Raw genomic sequence first — 18,644 nt, 5'->3', positions numbered from 1 at the left:
TTCCATATCACTTCATATCATGACTTTATTGGCGTATCATCCCAATGAATGGTTAGCTTCTAGTATAATTGCTAGTAGTATTAACATTAATCCTGTTTTGGTCAGAAAAGAATTAAAAGCACTAAAAAATTATGGTTTGATTGAAAGCAAGGAAGGAAAAAATGGAGGAATAAAATTGATGAAACCTGCAAAGGATATTTATATTTCAGATGTTTTTCTGTCTGCAAAAGGAAGTGAACATGTATTAAGCCTCTCAAGTAATTTGCCAAATGCTGCTTGTAAAATAGGAGAACAAATCAATGATAAGCTACTTTCGATGTTTGTAGATATTGATGATGCAATTGTAAATCGTTTGAAAAATCAGACGCTTGAAGCTTTTAAAAATCAATTTTAGCTTTTTTTTAAATTAAACTGTAACAATTTTTATTATAGTAACAAATTAATTTTAATATTTCAAGAACAAATAAATTATAAAAACATGAAAGTATTCGTAACAGGAGCTACCGGATTTCAAGGTAGTAGTATCGCAAATGAATTGTTGAAGAACAATCATGAAGTAGTAACGCTTAAACGAGATTTAACACAAGGAATGCCGCCAACAACAGCAATAGAAATTATTGAAGGTGGATTAGAACATAGAGAATCATTAGCAAAAGCTATGAAAAACACACAAGCAGCTGTGTATTCTTTTCCATTAATTTTTGATCTTGATTTGGCAAAATCATACACAGAAAACTTTATTGCGGCAGCAAAAAAAGAAAATGTTCCGCTTATTGTATTCAATACTACTTTTCATTTATCTACAAAAAAAACCGGATTATTAGCATTAGACATGAAGTTAGCTATGAAAAAACTATTTGATGCATCGGGTTTGAAACTCATAACGCTAGCACCGGATTTATATTTAGACAATATTGCAGCACCTTGGTCTATTCCTGTAATTTTGGAAAATAAAATTGTTCCATATCCAATTGCATCAAACCAAAAATTACCTTGGGTTAGTCATAGCGATCTTGGTAAGTATGTTGCAAAAGCAATTGAAAAACCTGAATTAGCAGGTAAAACACTTCCAATAGGAGGAAATCTCGTTACTGGTGAAGAAATTACGGCAGCGATTGCTTCAAAAATAAATCAAGAATTAAACTTCGTACCAGTTCCTCCGAATGAATTTGAAAAACAAATAGCACCAGGATTTGGAGACTTGGCAGCTAAAGAAATTTCCAACTTATATCGCTTTATTGAACAAAACTATTCAGATTTTGTAGATAAGGATTTTCAAAAAACAAACGAATTATTAGATATATCTCCACAACCTTTATTAGATTGGGCAGCATCTGTAAACTGGAGTAATTAAAAGTCAAAATGATATTAATGAAAGACAAGAAATTAAACGCAAGTTATAAAAATTTGCATTTTTTATATATTAAAGCAAAAGTCATCATATAATTGTTGTGACTACGTTTTAAATTTTCATGTATCTTTGCCAAATCTTTTAAGAATAACGTATTGTGGTTAAAATAGGAGACATAGAGTTACCAGACTTTCCATTGCTTTTAGCACCTATGGAAGATGTAAGTGATCCGCCATTCCGAGCATTATGCAAAGAACAAGGCGCAGATGTAGTGTATACAGAATTTATTTCTTCTGAAGGATTGATTCGTGATGCAGCAAAGAGTACGATGAAACTCGACATTTACGAAAAAGAACGCCCTGTAGGGATTCAAATATTTGGTGCCAACTTAGATTCCATGTTAAAATCGGTGGAAATTGTTGAAAAATCAGGACCAGATATCATTGACATTAATTTTGGTTGCCCAGTAAAAAAGGTGGTAAGCAAAGGCGCAGGCGCAGGAATTTTAAAAGATATTGATCTCATGGTTTCATTAACAAAAGCCATGGTAGAACATACTAAATTGCCTGTAACAGTAAAAACACGTTTAGGTTGGGATCATGATTCTATTAAAATTGTAGAAGTTGCCGAACGTTTGCAAGATGTAGGTTGTGCTTCTATTGCAATTCACGGTCGTACACGCGCGCAAATGTATAAAGGTGAAGCTGATTGGCATCCTATTGCTGAGGTAAAAAACAATCCGCGTATGCACATTCCAGTATTTGGAAACGGTGATGTAGATTCTCCTGAAAAAGCGATGTTGATGCGCGATAAGTTTGGTTTAGATGGCGCTATGATTGGTCGTGCAAGTATTGGATATCCTTGGTTTTTTAGAGAAGTAAAACATTTCTTTGAAACGGGAACACATATGGCAAAACCAACCATGGAAGAACGTATTGATGCGGCTCGTCGTCATTTGCAAATGTCTATTGATTGGAAAGGTGAGCGTTTAGGAGTATTTGAAACTAGAAGACATTATACCAACTATTTCAAAGGAATTCCACATTTTAAAGAATACAGACAACGTTTAGTGACCACAGATGATTCTGCAGGAGTTTTTAAAGTACTTGAAGAAGTGTACGAGAAATTCGGCGATCATCAATTCGTATGATTACTCGATCATCGAAATTTAAAAATACTTAACGCTTTAGTTTCAAAGTAACTCTCGATACAATTTTTCTTCATTTTATTCTGAAAAATCACTCGAACTGACGGTATGGAAAGTCAAAGGTTTATCATACGTAAGAAGTAGATTTTTGGCAAAGACAGCACAAAACGATCTAGTAATCTAAAAGCAAGTCTAAGGGATTTCTGCGTAAGCAGAAACAAGTCAAAAAGGCAAAGCCGAGTCTAAGCGATAGGAGTCTAAGTAGTCTAATCAAGAATTCGCAATAAAATCTTTTGTGATTCTTCTACTAGCTAAAAACGAAGCCAATACGCCCAAAATAGTAATTGTTAGAAATACAGTCACACAATTCATAAAACTTAGTTCCACAGGATATGGAAGTTTTGGAGTAATGTAAAACAGCTTAAATTGTAATTGCATAAATACAATAATTACACCTAAAGCAATTCCCAACAATCCTCCTAAAACAGTAATAATAATTCCCTGAAATAAGAAAATGCGCTTTATTTGCTTTACGGTAGTTCCCATGCTAAAAAGCGTTTTCAAATTACTTCTTTTATCTAAAATCATCATCACAATTGCTCCAACAACATTAAACAAAGCTAGAATCAACACCAAAGTAAAGATGAGGTAAATAGCGATATTTTCCGTATTTAACATCTTGTATAATGCATCATTTAGCTCAATTCTATTCTTTACTAAAACCTTGTGATCAAAAATAGTGGCAATCTTTTCTTTTACAAGAGCTTGATCAGCTTCTGGTTGAAGTTTAAACTCTATATGTGTAATTTCGCTTGCTTTCAAATCCAGCAATTCTTGTGCTAATTCTAAATTGGTAAACACATATTTACTATCCAAATCCTCATTAATCCGGTACATTCCTTGCGTGATAACTTTCACCTTTTTGTACGGATTTTTAGAACTACTCGTAATGCTTTTGGTACCAGGTTTTGGTACAATAATTTCCAATAAATTAGTATAATCTTGTGCTACAACACTGAGTAAATTTGCGGTACCAACACCAACAACAGCTTCATCATACACTTGCGGATTTATCCAATTTCCTATGTACATAATGCTATCAATCGCATTGACATTTCTAAAAGAAGCATCAATTCCTTTTATATTAGAAATGTGATGTTTGTTATTTAAACTCAATACAACACGTTCTTCTACCACTTGAGAAAAAGAACTAATTTCAGGAATTTCTCTTAATGCGTTGAGTTGGTTTTCGCTTACGCTGAATGTCTTTCCCGTTGCCGCTTCAATCTTAATATCTGGATCAAAATCATTGCTAAATGACAAACTAAAGGTCTTTAATCCTGCAAATCCTGAAAGTACAATGAACAAAGCCAATGCACCAATCACAACCACAACACTTGTAATAATGTTGATAATATTAATGGCATTTTGCGAACTTTTAGAAAATAAGTAACGCTTGGCTATGTAAAAAGGAAATTTCAATTATGACTTTTTTCTTTTTTCTAATAAATCAGGATCTTGAATTGGGTTTTCTTCTCCTTTTAAAGATTTTTCTATGTTTTCAATATACTCTAAAGAATCATCTACGTAAAAAGTTAAACTAGGAACTTTACGCAATTGATGTTTTACACGTTGCGCCAATTCATGCTTAATTAATGGCGCATTTGATTGAATACCTTCTAATAACTCTTTTCCTTTGTTATGTGGAAAAATGCTTAAATATACTTTCGCTACAGAAAGATCAACAGTTACGTTTACTTTCGTTACGGAAATAATAACATTCGTTAATCCGCCACTTCGTGCAGCGCCTTGTAAGATGTCTACCAAATCTTTTTGTAAAACACCTGCTATTTTTTTCTGTCTATTACTTTCAATATCACTCATAATACTGCAAAAATAGAATATTAAGACTATAAAACGTTGACTTTACTGCTGAATTGCAATAACTTTAGGCAATAATTGAGAATTAAACTAAAAAATCGTGAATAAAATAGAACATATTGGAATTGCGGTCAAAGATATTGAAGCATCCAACCAATTATTTGCAAAGTTGTTCAACAAAGAACATTACAAAATGGAAGAAGTGGAAAGTGAAGGCGTAAAAACCTCTTTTTTCCAATTAGGCGAAAGCAAAATAGAACTACTTGAAGCCACTCGTGATGATAGTCCAATCGCAAAATTTATTGCTAAAAAAGGCGAAGGAGTACATCATATTGCCTTCGATGTAACGGACATTCATGCAGAAGTAGAACGCCTAAAAGGTGAAGGATTTATTGTGCTAAACGAAACACCTAAAAAAGGAGCAGACAATAAATTAGTGGTTTTTTTACATCCAAAATCTACCAATGGTACGCTGATAGAGTTGTGCCAAGAAATAATTTAATGCAATTTAAATTTTTACGGAATTAAAAAAAATAGTAATATTGCACCCGCATTGGTCCCATAGCTCAGCTGGTTAGAGCATCTGACTCATAATCAGAGGGTCCTTGGTTCGAGCCCAAGTGGGACCACCTTATAAAACCTTTCAGGAAACTGGAAGGTTTTTATTTTTTGAGCGAATTTTATGTTGAACTCCTTTAAAAGAGGTTTAACATTTGATCGTATTTTATAATGCGCAAGCCTTTCAGGAAACTGAAAGGCTTTTTTCTTGACTATAAACTATTGTAACTTATGAATTAATTAAACTTGTCAAGAGGCTATTTTTTGATTATTTTTTGATAGATATAATATTTGATAAGGCTTTAATCGTATATTATTTTCTAGTTTTTGATTGACTTGTTTCTTGATGGTTGCTTCTATTTTGAAGTATACTTTGGTATGAGAATAATCGTCAATCAAGGATTCTAAAAAGAGAAAAATACTATTGAGATCGTTGTCTGCAAAGCGATCTGTTACTTCAATTAAGAGCGAACCTTTCGATTTTATAATACAAGAAACCATAAATTTGAGGGAATTAAATTGCTTTTATATTAAATAGACAACCATTTTTTGAATTGACCTACTTTTTCAATAGGAACACTAATGGTATCGTCTTCAGAAGCTGGTTCTAAATGCAATACAATTTTAGATTTTGAAGAATAGTACATTTTTTTAATAGAAGATATGTGTACAATATATTTTCTATTCACTCTATAAAAATCAATTGGATTTAAGACTTCTTCTAGTTTTTTTAGTGAATAATCTATAGGAACGCTTTTTCCATTTTTAAGCTTTATAAAGGTTACTTTTTCATCCGAATAAAAATAAGCAACATCTGCAATTTCAATACTAACCAACGAGTTGTTCATTTTCACCAAGAAACGCTTTTTAAAGTTGTTTTCTAAGCTTCTAAACAATTCTGCATAACTTGGAACCTTATCACTTTCTAAGTCTTTTAATTTTTGAATACTACGCGCCAATGCTTCTTTCGAAATAGGCTTTAGTAAGTAATCAATACTGTTAAGCTCGAAAGCTTTGATAGCATATTCTGAATATGCTGTTGTGAAGATAATCTTCGATTTAATATTTTCAACCTGATTAAAAATTTCAAAGGAATTATTATCCGACAAGTTGATGTCTAAAAAGATCAAATCAGGTTGATGCTTAGATAGATATGCTACAGATTCTTTTACCGATGAAATTATTTTTACAATTTGAATACTGTCATCAATATCTTGAATCATTTTTTGAAGCTTTATCGCTGCGATATCTTCATCTTCAATTAGTATAGCATTCATCATATTTCAGGTTGTATTAAGGGAATACGAGCAATATATTTTTCGTTTTCTATGTTAAACGTTGGACTTTGTGTATGAATTAATTCATATTGATTTTTCAGATTTTTTAACCCAATACCTAAGGATGATTCTTTGTCAACAGCCATTGTTCTTGGTTGAAAATTATTTTCTATGACAATATATTCACCTTCTGTATAAAGGTTTATTTCTAACGGATTAGACTTTTCAATAATGTTATGTTTTATCGCGTTTTCAACCAATAACTCTAAGGTCATTGGCGGCAATAAATATTTCATTTTAGCTGCTTCTATTTGATAATTTATAGTGATACTTTCGTGGAAACGGATCCGTTGTAATGCCATGTAGGACTTTATAAACTCCAATTCCTTTTCAACCGAAACCACGAGTTCTTCACTGTAATCTAGATTGTATCTGTACACATTTGATAGTTCTTGTAAAAATGAATCTGCTTTTTGTGCGTCAATATCTATTAAGGCAGATAAACTATTAAAACTGTTGAACAAAAAATGTGGATTTAACTGCTTTTTTAGCGATAAGTATTTTGAAATAATTTTTTCACTTTCATGCTTAGAAAGTTGAATTTCCATTTTGTGTCTATTTTCTAATACGTCTAAATAATGTTCAAAGAAATACACAAAAAGCGTAATCACTAAAATTCCAAGATAGGTGACTAAAAATAATACTTCTTCTGAAAAAACAGTAACATCTTCATCTTCATCTACAAAGAAAAACGTAACGATTATTTTACTTAATAACGTGATCGCTAATGCTTTTAGGAAAATAATAATTCCTAGCACTATTTTATTAGAAGTATTGATGATTTTTCCTTTAAAATGAAGGACTTTATTCATCAAGAATCTTCTTGATTTGTAAATCATCCAAATAAAGGTGAATCCCATCGGAAAAATAACTACAGATTCCTTTAATGCTTCTTGTAATGTAGTGTGCTCTAACTCATAGATGAAGTTAAACACTACAATAAGCATTACAAAGATTCCGTAGATATATATTCTTCCGTTTTTAAGCATTTTTTCTGTTCTTATTCAATAATTTCAATCGTTTCTTCTGCAACATCAACTGTGTAAAAATAACCCAAAGCTCTGTTACTTGGTGTACTTGTATTTAAAACATTGCTTCGTATGGAAGCTGGCGGTGGATTTCCAACAAAAGAAAGTCCTTGATTTCCTGTTTGGGTAAACAACTCTACTAAGAAATCATGATATTCTTCTGTAATTGATAATTGTTGCACTTTGGCAGTATCTCCAACTTTAAAAATTACTTCTTCATTTGGTTTTACGCCTGTACGTTGTTGTCCGTCAAAAAATTCATCACTTTCTACTAATGTAAAACTATTTCCAGGATCGGCAACAATAAAAAATTCTCCATTTTTAAAGATTCTGTAATAATAATAGTTTTCTATACCAGCTGGATCTGTGGCATCAAACTTTACAAAATATCCTTCATCCGTAAATAAAGTCTCTGCTTCAAACTCAGCATACACATTATCAAAATCTACTACTTCAGTTAACGTGTCACTACCTATATATGTTTCACCTTGCCAAATAATAGTAATGGTATATTCTGTATTTATGGCAGCTACAATAGTTGAATTTGTATAAACACCATCTCCAACGTGTGTAAACGTGAAGTCATTTGTCCCATCACTTACAGATATATCTGCATTTGTTACAGGCGTTGGATCAGTGGTGTCTAAAAAGCCAATTGTTGAGGTAAGTTCAATACGCTGTTCGGCTAGTGGAGTTGTTGTATTTCGTTCTATCCCACCATTAATTACTAATCGAGGTGTAGATCCGTTTAAGGTAATATCGTTGGTTACTTCTGTTTCGCAACTTACGATGACGAATATGATAAGGCTAAAAAGTATTTTCTTCATGATATAATTCATTAAAATTTAAATTGATAGGTAACACTTGGCACAATTCCAAAATAAGAGAGTTTAATGGCTTCTGTTGTTCCTGTAGACATTTCAACACCATTTAATTCGCTAACCTCTCTAAAGTAAATGGAAGCTGCATTTTGTCGGTTGTATACGTTTGCTAAGCTAAAAATCCATTTTCCTCTATTTCCTTTTTTAGGATATAAAGTGGCCGACAAATCAAGTCTGTGGTAGGCAGGCAATCGATCACCATTTCTATTTTGATAATCGGCCACAACAATTCCGTTTTGTTCATATTGTCCTGTAGGATAGGTAACAGGTTTCCCTGAACCAAACACGAAGTTTCCACCAAATTCCCAGCGGTCATTTAATCTGTACAAACCAACCAAATTAAGCTCATGTAATTGATCGTTGTTAGAAGGATAAAAAGCATTGTTATTGATTCCTAAAACTTTACGCTCACTTCTTGCTAAGGTATAACTCAACCAACCTGTAAGCTTTCCTTTGTTTTTGTTCACTTGTAATTCAAATCCATACGCACGTCCTTCTCCTTGTGCAACTTCTGTTTGAATGCTTTCGGTGAATAATAAATCAGCTCCATCTATAAAATCAGTCACATCGTTCATCTTTTTATAATACACTTCAGCATTAAAATCATATTTATTGTCTTTTAAAGTTTTGAAATAACCCAAGGCAATTTGATCTGAATATTGTGGTTTTAAAAATGGACCACTTGGTGCCCAAACATCTAATGGCGTTGCAGAAGTAGTGTTAGAAATTAAATGTAAGTATTGATACATTCGGTTGTAACTAAACTTTAAAGAGCTTTCATCATTGATTAAATAACGCGCTGAAAATCGTGGTTCAAAACCATAAAAATCTTTGATCTTTTTTCCTTTGCTGTATGCGGTTTCACCTGTAACTTCGTTTTCTCTGTAAATATCTTGTACAGCATCGTAGGTTAACGGGTTTCCTGTGGCGTATGTAGGAATGACGTCTTTACCAATTCTATTAAAATTAGAAATACGAAAACCATATTGTAAGCTCAATTTTTCAGAGAGTTTTTGTTTTAAATCGACATAGGCTCCGATTTCTGTACCGAATTTTTCACGAAACTTTTCTGGATTGATAGAAGAATTTTTTAATGGTTTTATCTCACCAGGTTGAAAGTTGTAGTAGGTGTAATCAATACCTGTTTTTAAGGTATTATTAGCATTGATAAACCATGTAAGTTTTGGCTTAAAGTTATAATTCAAGATGTTTGAATTCCAACGAAATTCCGATCCTGTACGTAAATTGTCTAAGTTGTAATCGTAATTGCTAAAAATAGCAGAGGTTTGTAAAAATAGTTGATCGCTTAATACGCTTGTCCATCGTAAGGTTCCTGTAGTATTTCCCCATCGAGTTCCTAAAAAGTTGTCTATTTCAAAATTGTCTCTTCCAAAATAACCCGACAGAAAAATTCTGTTGTTTTTATTGATACTGTAATTGGCTTTCAAATTGATGTCATAAAAAGAAATTTTCGTATCCTTAAATTCTTCTGAAAGCCCTGCAAACAATCCAATATAAGAGGTTCTTCCAGCTACCATATAACTTCCTTTGGCTTCGCCATTTTCATCTTTAAACATAGGACCTTCTACCAGTCCTTTGCTTGAAATAAGTCCAATTCCTAATTCAGCATTAAAGTCTTTTGTGTTTCCTTCTTTTTGCTTGATATCCAATACAGAGGAAAGTCGACCACCATATACGGATGGAATTCCTCCTTTATACAATTTTAGATCTTTCACGGCATCGGTATTAAATACAGAGAAAAAACCAAAAAGATGCGAGGCGTTGTAAATGACAGCATCATCCAATAAAATTAAATTTTGATCAGCAGAACCGCCTCGCACATTAAAACCAGAAGCTGCATCATTAACACTTGAGATTCCAGGCAAGAGTTGAATGGATTTTAGCAGATCTGGTTCGCCAAGAACTGTTGGTAGTTTTTTGATAGTTTTGGAAGTAAGTGTAACGACACTCATTTCTGTAGACTTCACTGCTTTGGTAGCTTTATCTGCAGTAATAACTACTTCTCCCAGTTGATCTACATCTTCTTCCAACTCAAAATTAATTTTTTGATCACTATCTAGAACAACCTCTTTTTCAATGGTTTTAAATCCTAAATACGTTATGGATACCTTATACGTTCCTTTCGCTAACTTGATGGAGTAAAAACCATAATCATTGGTAATGGTTCCTTGATTTGTTGATACTGTAATATTTACGCCCCAAAGACTTTCTCCAGAAGTTTTGTCTTTAATATAGCCGCTAAGTGTATATTGATCCTGAGCTTGTGCCATAAAAAACGACAGTAGAAACAAAATGCTTACATATAATTTCATGAGTTTTTCGATTTTTTAAATTACACCACAAAACTATTTTGAAAGCTTATGTTTTTGATCGTAAAAGTGATGAAGCGGGATTTTTTCCGATAAAGCAGAAGTTTTGGTTCATAAAGCTTTTTTAAATTAAAAAACCCAGAGAATTTTTCTCTGGGTTTATACTAATTGATCACTAAAAATATGGTTTAAGCTGCTTTTTTTCGTTTTTTGTAAATTCCTAATCCTAAAAGAAATACAGAGAATATTCCAGCAATTAGATAATACATATTATTATTGCTGTTAAAATGAATAGCTTCCATATTACCAGCAGGAATAAACGCTGCCCAAAAATATGGAGCTGCTAAGTCTTCATTTTCAATATAGGCTAATTTTGCTTTGTGTAACGCTTTATCTTTGGTCATTCCTTGTTTTAAATTGGTGTAAAATAAAGTCATCAACTTTGTAGTTTGTGCATCGTTTACATTCCAAAGACTTGTAATGGTACTTCGAGCGCCAGCATAAGTAAAAGCTCTAGCTAAGCTAATAACACCTTCTCCTTTTTGCAACTCTCCAATACCTGTTTCGCAAGCACTTAAAACAACCATATCGGCATCTAAATTTAGGTTATATAATTCTCTAACATACAGTTGGTCGTTTGGTAAAGAATCATTGTTTTTGCTAAATGCTATGAACGAATAATCTCCTTGTTTGTCATTAGATTTAGCATGCGTAGATAAGTGAATTATTTTATGATCTTTTACATTTGAAATAAAGTTGGCTTTAGTTGCTAGATCATTTTTAAAGATACTTGTACTGAATAGGTTTTCAATAGCTTCTACTTCTTCAATATTATATTTTAATGCTCCCAATCCGTTGCGTCGCATAGCAATGGTTTCTATGTTTTCATTGCCAAATTTTGGTGCAAATGCCAAAACATCATTGGATGCCTGTGATTCTTTTTTTTCTTTTAATTGCCCAAATAATGTGGCAGAATAATTATAACTAATTTGATGTTTTTTTAGTAGATAAGGAAGTGATTTTATTTCGCTTATTGTTGACGCATTTTCCGTTATTAAAGCATCAAAAGGAATAAAGTTTATTTCTCCATCTGGAATGATAATTAATTCTTCAGTTAGTGTATTTTCAATTGGCTGTAATAGCTTTTGATATAGTTTGAAAGCGTTGTCTTTATACAATGAAGTATACTTTTGTAGACTTTCATCTGACGAATTTGGCATTGCCCAATAATTATAAATGCCTTCTCGGAGTTGTGAAACCCATGTTTTTAAAGGAAAATCTTTAGGAATGCTTGTATATGTAAATGAATTCTTTGCAATTACGAATATGAAAATGTCTTTTTCGCCCACAAAATATTCTACTAAAGATTGTTTTTCGCTAAGATGTTTTTGAACTTCTTTGATTGCAATAACACTTCTATTATAAATTAAATCATAATAATCAGGATAGTTATTTTTGAAGGTTTCTTGTAATTGATTTTGTTGTCGTTTCAATTTAAAAAGCTTGGTACTGTAAAGAGAAATTAGACTGTCACTTTGTGGTTGCGGATCGTTGATTTCTAAACTTTTTTGTTCTTCATAAAAGACAATATCTACATTAAGTTGTTGCTCTAAGCTTAGTAAACTATCAGGTATTTTTGTGGTAAAGGTACTTTTCTCTTTATTAAAACTTTCCGTTAGCCTTCTAGCTTTGGTTTTTTCTAGTATTTCTAATACTGATTCTGCCTCTGCTTTTTGATCTGATTCAACAATATGCTTCACATAACTTTCATACAAAGGAAATGCTTTTTTCAACTGAAAATCTTTCGTAGAGGCTGTAGTGTATTCTTTGATGGTAAAATCGTCTAATGCAATTGCTTTTTTGTAAAAGTAGATGAGTGAATCGGTATTGTTTGAAGGAGCATTTTTATAGTAATTGATTTTAGCATTGATGTATTCTTTTCGATCTTTTAATTGATCAAAGTGAAGTTCAGCAAGCGCTTTTTTAGGTAATTTTTGAGCAACACTATCCAAATATGAATTTGCCAATTTATACTTCTCTTGTGCAATTAATATAGTGGTGAGCTCTAGTTGACAAGGAATAACCAAATAGTGGTTTTTTGGATAAATTTTTAAAGAAGCTAGTAAATATTCCGCTGCAGCGTCAAAATCTCCCGTATTTTTTGCTACCAATGCCAGATTGGTATAGCCTTCAGTAGCATTAATATCTGCAGTTCCTGATTTTTCTAGGTAATAATCGAGCGAAGCTTTATAATATTTTTCAGCGTTTTTATAATCTTTTATATCATAATAAGTGTCTCCAAAGTTTTTGTGAAGCATTGGATATAGAAAATGATCTTCACCTAATTCTTGTTTTAGATATATTAAGGCTTTTTCATGATATGCTATTGCTTTTTCAGGTGCTCCAAATTCAGTATAATACGCAGCTAAATTTCCATATGATGATGTGTATGAAACTTTTTGGTTTTCGGGTAGTTTTTGATTTATCTCTATAACTCGTAGTTGATATTCTATAGCTTTATCTAAATAATACAATTGACTATAAGCTCCAGCTAAATTATTATAAGTTACCAAATTTCCACGATGGTAAATACCATATAATTTTTCCTTGATTTCTATAGCTTTTAAATAGTGTTCTATGGCAGGATCAAAGTTTCTTTGCTGCTGTAAAATGTCTCCTTTATAGGTTAAAAAGATGGCTTCCTGCGCTTGATTCTTAAGCTTTCTGGAGACATGCAATGCTTTTTCAGTAACATTAAGTGCTGTATCAAAATTTTGATCTCCTCTTTCTACATTAAGCATTCCTTTATAGGCATCAAGAATATTTTCATGATCTTCGGAATAGTGTTTTTTGATCGCTGTAATAGCTTTTGAAAAGTAATTTCTTGCAGTTGGATAATCACGTTTTAATCGATATAGTGTTCCTAGATTTGAATACGCTTCATGAACTAATTTGTGTTCTTTATTTTTTGTAAAATCGTCAATAGCAGTATTAAAATGCTGAACAGAAGCGCCATATTGTCTTTGAAGGTATAATAATTTCCCCATAGTCAAATTTGCCAAACCACTAAGCGAATCATTGTTTTTGTATTGTGTTAATACTTTTTTACTCAACTCCATAGCTGTTGCGTATTCTTTGTTTTCCACAGATTTTTGAATGTTATTGTAGAAATAAGAAACACTGTCTTTTGCTTTATTTTGAGAGCTTACAGTCAGTGTAGCACACAAAAGAATGAGTGTGAAAATTTGATATAATTTCATGGCAATTTTTTTAATGTATTTTCATTTTATGAAAAATGTACTTTTATGGTAATTGATCGAGTAGGTTTTGTACCTCTTTTTTTCTAGTTGTACTAAATTTCGATTTACTATTATTTAGTAGCGTTTTTGCTTTGCTCAGACTATCTTGTTTTATCAATGCAAGTGCTATATACCATTGAGATTCATTGTAAAATGGATGTACAACCGCTACTTTTTTGAATTGTACTTTGGCAGCTTCAGGTTTTTGCGTGCTAAGTAAACTGATCCCAAAGTAAAAGTGTTCAGGAGAACGTAATGCTCTTTCGGAAGCTATCTTATTAAAAGTTTCGATAGCAAGCTTATATTGTGTAGCATCATAAAAATTGAATGCTTTTTTTGATAAACTTTCAGCTTCAAAACCTCCTTTTTGAGTATATATGTTTGGATACGGTTCAAAATAATTACTAAATAATTCTTCGGAACTCGATTGTTTATTTAACAAGAAATAAATACTAAAAAATAGTACTAATGAAGCAGCAATTCTGGAAATCCAAACGTTTGAATTGCGATTGTTTTTTTTAGTTTTTGAATTGACATTTTCACTAATATTTTGAAGATTTTGTTTGAGTGTTAATCTTCCTTTATAAGAAATTACAGCTTCTTCCAAAAGTATCATAAACGCTTCATCCTTCTTTCGTGTATCAAATATGCGTTTTTCCTCTTCACGCAATTCATCACGTAAGAACTTCTCTATCAATTCTTTGTCAGAAATAGTGTTTGAGTTCATATTTTTAGATGTTTTAAGACGTTTTTAAAATATGGAGACGCTTCTATTATTTTACGTAATTTTTGCAAACATTTACTTTTTTTATTTCGTGCTACTTGTTCATTTTTTAAATTATTGGATATGGCAATTTCTTGCATAGAGTTTTTCATGTAAATACTTTCAATCAATATTTTTTTACATGATGTTCCAACTTCTTCCAATAACTGTTCTACCAAGTTTGTTTTATCGACATGAAATAACTCAAAATCTTCTTCGGTAAAACCTTCTTCTTTCATCATTGCTTCTTGGAGAGCGTTTGGAACAATCCTTTTATTTTTTCGTTGCCTATTGTACCATATATACTTTCCTACTGTATATATATACCCAGAAATGGTAGTTTGTAACTCAAATTTTTGATTTTTTACTTTTTCATACCAAACAATGATAGCATCTTGAAGAATATCATCTGCCATAGCATGGTCTCCATTATTGGTAATAATAAAATCTCGTAATGATTTGTCGACTACTGAGTACAGGTATTCCAAAACTTGAGACTCCAGCTCAGGTTTTTGCAAGAGTATTTCAATGATTTCGGTATCGGAGAAGACTGTTTTTATGGTATCGGTTTCTAAATTAACGCTCGCGCAAAATAGCTTGTAATTCCTTCAAATGTAACAGCAATATTCATTAAAATCAAAAAAAATGAAGATAATAAGGTTACACTTTTCTATTTATGACATAGTAGTATAGAAATTACAGTGAAAACTAACGATTTACATCTAAAAATTCTAGTGTAAAATCTACAGTATAACTTTTAACAATAAAATAAATAACCACATTATGATTATGAACACAAGACGTTTTTTACTACTTATTACTTCAATGATTACACTATCAGTATTTATGACTTCTTGCGGTCCTGGAACTGAAGAAATTACTTTAGAGAAGTACAATATTACCATGACTGTACCTAAATCGGAATCGAAATTGGAATATAAAAACTTAAAACTGACAGAACGTGATACAAAATTAAGTCGCTATGATTTCTATATTGGAAAAAGAGTGAATGTAATTGAAATTAAGAAAAGCATATTTCCAGATAACTTAGCCATGTTAAAAAAAGTGATCGCTTCTGACGAAAACATTACTGAAGTATTGGAAACAAAAGAATTTTCAAATGGAGCGTTTGGTGCTATTTTTAAAAAGAAAGGATCTAGCGGAAAAGAAATTAAATATTATTTGTTTTACTATCAAAAAGATGGAAAATATTTTAAAATAGAACCTGTTTTTAATAGTGATTTAAAGGAATTAGACGCTCAGTTGGCAGCGTTTGAGAGTATGAAATAATACTATACGAAGAACATTAATGTCTCAAACCTTGCTTTGGTTGTGTTTATTGTATCAATGAGGACAGTAAACGTCAATTATAAAGAAGTTGAATTAGGTACAGACAAAAGCCTTTCAGTTTCCTGAAAGGCTTTGATGTTTTATATATTTTACATTGTTATTTTTTACAAGGATTTTCTATAAGCTTCACCGTATTTAATTCATCCCAAGTAGTGTCTCCAAATTTTTTAGGCGAAAAACGAAATAAAATCATTGACTTTTTTTGAGCAGCACAATTTTTCTGTGATACGGTACAATATAAAGTAATGATGTTTTTGGTATGAAACGCATCGTACAATTGTATTTTTCCAACAAAATGATCGGTATCAGTCTCTTTTTTTAGAAATAATGCTACTGTTTTTGGAACAACTTTGTCTTTCTCTTTATTAACAACATTCATCAATCCATCAAAATAGTATTGCATATACAATTCCAATTGATCTGTAGTAAGTGTTTTTGTAATTTCTACATTCCAAAGAAATGCATAGGTCCAAAAAGTATCAGATTCTTTGGTAGACCAACCTTTTGCAAAACGAACTTCTTCTATGCCTTTATGCGGAATTTGAGGCGCAAAACCTATGGGCATCGAAATAATTTCTTGTCGCCAAGAATCGTCTGCGGTAACTAATAGATTTTTATAATCTTCTTTTTGTCCAAATACGGTTATGGTACAAAAAAATGTGAGTACGAATAGTATCTTTTTCATGCATGCAAATTACAAACTTAAAATGACTTCAAAACCAATAGCATCCGAAATGGCACTATCTTTTACGGTACTATTATAATTAATTCCCCAACGTGTTCGATCAATTTTAAACTTTGTAGTCATCGTTTTTGTCTCATAATCAACTTTTGCTTGAAACTTTACTTCTTGCGTAATTCCTTTAATTGTTAAATCGGCTTTTGCCTCAAAACTTGTAGCATCATGATAGCGTGTACTTTTAAGTACTAATGTTGCAGTTGGATATTTTGAAACATCAAAAAAATCAGGATCTTTTAAGTGTTTCGTTAGGTTTTTGTTGCCTTCTTCTTCCATATCTTGAGTGATAATTGTATGGAGATCAATGGTAAATGTTCCGCCTGTGATTTTTCCATTACTTTTTAGAAAATGTCCTTCTTTAAAGTTGACAATTCCATAATGTCCGTTAAAATAGAAACTGTAGTCACACGACCATTTTATTTCACTTTTAGAAATATCAATTGGCAATTGCTCCTGCGCGTTTATCGTTGAAATTGATACGATAAGAACGCTTAGTAATAAAATTAATTTGTTCATCTTTTTGATTGTTTTGATTTTGAAGTAAAACTAGAAGCGATCACGATTAAAAAATGTCAAAAAAGTGTAAAAGAAGTGTCAACAGTTGTAAAAAGTCACGAAATTGTATGTTATTTACAGCAATTATGAGCAAAAAACGCCTTTATTTATATATTGTTTTAGTAATCATTGCGTTATGTACTTGGTTTTTTTCTAAACGTAGCAAAGCAGAAACTGAATTTTCCGAAAAGGTGAAAATTTCATTGCGTGATGTTGGGAACAAATTATTATTATCTGAAAAAGATAGCACTTCATTGATTTTGCCCATAAAAGAAATATCGAAGTATAAATATGAACTTTCTTTTCAAAGTCAGCTTGTTTTTGAACCCAATGAGATGGTTACTATCATAAAAAACAGCTTTGCACAACTAAAACTTCCAACAACATATCTTGTTGAGGTGATACAATGTGCCGATGAAGAAGTAGCGTATAGCTATCAGATGGATGAAGTTGAAGAAAATACAATCATTCCTTGTAAAAATCGTTCATTACCTAAAAATTGTTATACCATTCAAGTTCGATTTACAGAAAGAGGAGCTGCTTTTTGGAATGCATCAAGCTTTATTTATATTTTTCTTGTGATTGTTTTCATTGCGATGGAATTTTTCCTCTTTCGCAAGAAGCCAAAAGAAATTACTACTACAAAAAGTGACGAACAATATGCTGCAATTGGTAGCTTTCATTTTTATCCAACACAAAATAAATTAGTGAAACAAGCAACAGAAATCAATCTTTCTAAAAAAGAATGTGAATTGTTACAAATTTTTGCTGCAAACCTAAATCAAGTGGTTACGCGCGACGAACTCACTAAGAAAGTTTGGGAAGATAATGGCGTAATTGTTGGCAGAAGTTTAGATACTTATATTTCTAAACTCCGAAAAAAACTAAAAGATGACGAACGTATTAAAATTACGAACGTGCATGGAGTTGGTTATAAATTGGAATTGGATTCTTAGCTTCAAGATTCAAGATGCTTTCTTAATACGTTTTTAGTTTCAAAGTAGCTCTCGATACAATTTTTCTCCATTTTATTCTGAAAAATCACTCGATCTGACGGTATGGAAAGTCAAAGGTTTAGTATATATAAGAAGCAGATTGCCACGTCATGCTTCCTCGCAAAGACGTATTGAATATGTCTAACATCTAACAGGCAAAGCCGAGTCTAAAAGCGAAGCGAATCTAACCCAAAAAGATTCGTGCATTCGTGGTTGAAAAAAGAATCAAGACTTTTAGTTTCAGGATTCAAGATGTTTTTTTGATACTTTTTAGTTTCAAAGTAGCTCTCGATACAATTTTTCTTCATTTTATTCTGAAAAATCACTCGATCTGACTGTATGGAATGTCAAAGGTTTAGTATATGTAAGAAACAGATTGCCACGTCATGCTTGCTCGCAAAGACGTATTGAATATGTCTAACATCTAATA

At 31.8% G+C, this 18,644-nt stretch carries 18 protein-coding genes and 1 tRNA gene; 7 read left to right on the top strand and 12 right to left on the bottom strand.

Going from position 1 to position 18,644, the window contains the following annotated elements; all coding sequences use genetic code 11:
* The first annotated feature begins 19 nt into the window (after window positions 1-19).
* The 3 genes from ACOQOS_RS14445 to dusB all read left to right on the top strand — a co-directional run bounded on the left by ACOQOS_RS14445 (window position 20) and on the right by dusB (window position 2,501).
* Entirely contained in the window at window positions 20-394 is a 375-nt protein-coding gene (locus ACOQOS_RS14445; protein WP_420571172.1) for an RrF2 family transcriptional regulator, read from the top strand.
* An 84-nt stretch (window positions 395-478) separates the two neighbouring features.
* The gene (locus ACOQOS_RS14440; RefSeq protein WP_420571171.1) at window positions 479-1,354 is read left to right on the top strand and encodes an SDR family oxidoreductase; all 876 of its coding nucleotides are present in this window, start codon (window positions 479-481) and stop codon (window positions 1,352-1,354) included.
* A 154-nt stretch (window positions 1,355-1,508) separates the two neighbouring features.
* Complete coding sequence (dusB, locus tag ACOQOS_RS14435) at window positions 1,509-2,501, top strand: tRNA dihydrouridine synthase DusB (protein ID WP_420571170.1); 993 nt, start codon at window positions 1,509-1,511, stop codon at window positions 2,499-2,501.
* Window positions 2,502-2,768: 267 nt separating this feature from the next.
* On the opposite strand, the gene ACOQOS_RS14430 is transcribed toward dusB, so the two are convergent.
* Together ACOQOS_RS14430 and rbfA are read right to left on the bottom strand one after the other, a co-directional pair.
* Window positions 2,769-3,980: an ABC transporter permease gene (locus ACOQOS_RS14430; RefSeq protein WP_420571169.1), complete on the bottom strand. Its 1,212-nt coding sequence runs from the start codon at window positions 3,978-3,980 to the stop codon at window positions 2,769-2,771.
* Window positions 3,981-4,373: a 30S ribosome-binding factor RbfA gene (gene rbfA, locus ACOQOS_RS14425; protein ID WP_420575151.1), complete on the bottom strand. Its 393-nt coding sequence runs from the start codon at window positions 4,371-4,373 to the stop codon at window positions 3,981-3,983. It abuts the gene before it with no gap.
* Between the two features lie 106 nt (window positions 4,374-4,479).
* On the opposite strand from rbfA, the gene mce reads away from it, so the two are divergent.
* Window positions 4,480-4,881 carry a methylmalonyl-CoA epimerase gene (gene mce / locus ACOQOS_RS14420; RefSeq protein WP_420571168.1) on the top strand — a complete coding sequence of 134 codons (402 nt, stop codon included), beginning with the start codon at window positions 4,480-4,482 and terminating at the stop codon, window positions 4,879-4,881.
* A 53-nt stretch (window positions 4,882-4,934) separates the two neighbouring features.
* Window positions 4,935-5,008 (top strand) — tRNA-Ile (locus tag ACOQOS_RS14415).
* Window positions 5,009-5,186: 178 nt separating this feature from the next.
* Here the strand turns inward: ACOQOS_RS14415 and ACOQOS_RS14410 are convergent.
* From ACOQOS_RS14410 to ACOQOS_RS14375, 8 genes are all read right to left on the bottom strand, one after another.
* Window positions 5,187-5,438: a hypothetical protein gene (locus ACOQOS_RS14410; RefSeq protein WP_420571167.1), complete on the bottom strand. Its 252-nt coding sequence runs from the start codon at window positions 5,436-5,438 to the stop codon at window positions 5,187-5,189.
* 29 nt (window positions 5,439-5,467) lie between these two features.
* The gene (locus ACOQOS_RS14405; RefSeq protein WP_420571166.1) at window positions 5,468-6,217 is read right to left on the bottom strand and encodes a LytR/AlgR family response regulator transcription factor; all 750 of its coding nucleotides are present in this window, start codon (window positions 6,215-6,217) and stop codon (window positions 5,468-5,470) included.
* A complete protein-coding gene (locus tag ACOQOS_RS14400; RefSeq protein WP_420571165.1) occupies window positions 6,214-7,263 on the bottom strand; it encodes a sensor histidine kinase in 1,050 nt (349 codons plus the stop codon). Before ACOQOS_RS14400 ends, ACOQOS_RS14405 begins: the two co-directional genes overlap by 4 nt.
* Before the next feature lie 11 nt (window positions 7,264-7,274).
* On the bottom strand, window positions 7,275-8,129 hold the full coding sequence (locus ACOQOS_RS14395) for a DUF4249 domain-containing protein (protein ID WP_420571164.1): 855 nt from the start codon (window positions 8,127-8,129) through the stop codon (window positions 7,275-7,277).
* Window positions 8,130-8,140: 11 nt separating this feature from the next.
* Window positions 8,141-10,516, bottom strand: a complete 2,376-nt coding sequence (locus ACOQOS_RS14390) for a TonB-dependent receptor (RefSeq protein WP_420571163.1) — start codon at window positions 10,514-10,516, stop codon at window positions 8,141-8,143.
* 185 nt (window positions 10,517-10,701) lie between these two features.
* Window positions 10,702-13,773 (bottom strand): CHAT domain-containing protein, encoded by a 3,072-nt coding sequence (locus tag ACOQOS_RS14385; RefSeq protein WP_420571162.1) that lies wholly within the window; start codon window positions 13,771-13,773, stop codon window positions 10,702-10,704.
* Between the two features lie 43 nt (window positions 13,774-13,816).
* Complete coding sequence (locus ACOQOS_RS14380) at window positions 13,817-14,539, bottom strand: hypothetical protein (protein WP_420571161.1); 723 nt, start codon at window positions 14,537-14,539, stop codon at window positions 13,817-13,819.
* Window positions 14,536-15,093: an RNA polymerase sigma factor gene (locus tag ACOQOS_RS14375; RefSeq protein ID WP_420571160.1), complete on the bottom strand. Its 558-nt coding sequence runs from the start codon at window positions 15,091-15,093 to the stop codon at window positions 14,536-14,538. Before ACOQOS_RS14375 ends, ACOQOS_RS14380 begins: the two co-directional genes overlap by 4 nt.
* A 271-nt stretch (window positions 15,094-15,364) precedes the next feature.
* Here ACOQOS_RS14375 and ACOQOS_RS14370 point away from each other — a divergent pair, with 271 nt between their 5' ends.
* Window positions 15,365-15,865 carry a hypothetical protein gene (locus ACOQOS_RS14370; RefSeq protein ID WP_420571159.1) on the top strand — a complete coding sequence of 167 codons (501 nt, stop codon included), beginning with the start codon at window positions 15,365-15,367 and terminating at the stop codon, window positions 15,863-15,865.
* 157 nt (window positions 15,866-16,022) lie between these two features.
* Here ACOQOS_RS14370 and ACOQOS_RS14365 read toward each other — a convergent pair whose 3' ends face one another.
* A complete protein-coding gene (locus tag ACOQOS_RS14365) occupies window positions 16,023-16,610 on the bottom strand; it encodes a hypothetical protein (RefSeq protein WP_420571158.1) in 588 nt (195 codons plus the stop codon).
* Between the two features lie 9 nt (window positions 16,611-16,619).
* Window positions 16,620-17,180 (bottom strand): YceI family protein, encoded by a 561-nt coding sequence (locus ACOQOS_RS14360; protein WP_420571157.1) that lies wholly within the window; start codon window positions 17,178-17,180, stop codon window positions 16,620-16,622.
* 107 nt (window positions 17,181-17,287) lie between these two features.
* Between ACOQOS_RS14360 and ACOQOS_RS14355 the strand changes: the two genes are divergently transcribed.
* The gene (locus ACOQOS_RS14355; RefSeq protein ID WP_420571156.1) at window positions 17,288-18,175 is read left to right on the top strand and encodes a winged helix-turn-helix domain-containing protein; all 888 of its coding nucleotides are present in this window, start codon (window positions 17,288-17,290) and stop codon (window positions 18,173-18,175) included.
* Window positions 18,176-18,644: the final 469 nt, after the last annotated feature.

The organism is Kordia sp. (genome assembly GCF_965224175.1).
Taxonomy (GTDB): domain Bacteria; phylum Bacteroidota; class Bacteroidia; order Flavobacteriales; family Flavobacteriaceae; genus Kordia.
The sequence above is the reverse complement of the archived record's forward strand: the minus strand, read 5'-3'. Positions and strand labels throughout refer to the sequence as shown.

Excerpts from the sequence above, each read along its gene's own strand:
- ACOQOS_RS14365 (WP_420571158.1), bottom strand. The coding sequence starts at position 16,610 with ATGAAAAAGATACTATTCGTACTCACATTTTTTTGTACCATAACCGTA.
- ACOQOS_RS14395 (WP_420571164.1), bottom strand. The coding sequence starts at position 8,129 with ATGAAGAAAATACTTTTTAGCCTTATCATATTCGTCATCGTAAGTTGC.
- ACOQOS_RS14440 (WP_420571171.1), top strand. The coding sequence starts at position 479 with ATGAAAGTATTCGTAACAGGAGCTACCGGATTTCAAGGTAGTAGTATC.
- ACOQOS_RS14390 (WP_420571163.1), bottom strand. The coding sequence starts at position 10,516 with ATGAAATTATATGTAAGCATTTTGTTTCTACTGTCGTTTTTTATGGCA.
- ACOQOS_RS14370 (WP_420571159.1), top strand. The coding sequence starts at position 15,365 with ATGAACACAAGACGTTTTTTACTACTTATTACTTCAATGATTACACTA.
- ACOQOS_RS14445 (WP_420571172.1), top strand. The coding sequence starts at position 20 with ATGACTTTATTGGCGTATCATCCCAATGAATGGTTAGCTTCTAGTATA.
- ACOQOS_RS14410 (WP_420571167.1), bottom strand. The coding sequence starts at position 5,438 with ATGGTTTCTTGTATTATAAAATCGAAAGGTTCGCTCTTAATTGAAGTA.
- ACOQOS_RS14385 (WP_420571162.1), bottom strand. The coding sequence starts at position 13,773 with ATGAAATTATATCAAATTTTCACACTCATTCTTTTGTGTGCTACACTG.
- ACOQOS_RS14360 (WP_420571157.1), bottom strand. The coding sequence starts at position 17,180 with ATGAACAAATTAATTTTATTACTAAGCGTTCTTATCGTATCAATTTCA.
- ACOQOS_RS14405 (WP_420571166.1), bottom strand. The coding sequence starts at position 6,217 with ATGATGAATGCTATACTAATTGAAGATGAAGATATCGCAGCGATAAAG.
- ACOQOS_RS14400 (WP_420571165.1), bottom strand. The coding sequence starts at position 7,263 with ATGCTTAAAAACGGAAGAATATATATCTACGGAATCTTTGTAATGCTT.
- ACOQOS_RS14380 (WP_420571161.1), bottom strand. The coding sequence starts at position 14,539 with ATGAACTCAAACACTATTTCTGACAAAGAATTGATAGAGAAGTTCTTA.
- ACOQOS_RS14355 (WP_420571156.1), top strand. The coding sequence starts at position 17,288 with ATGTTATTTACAGCAATTATGAGCAAAAAACGCCTTTATTTATATATT.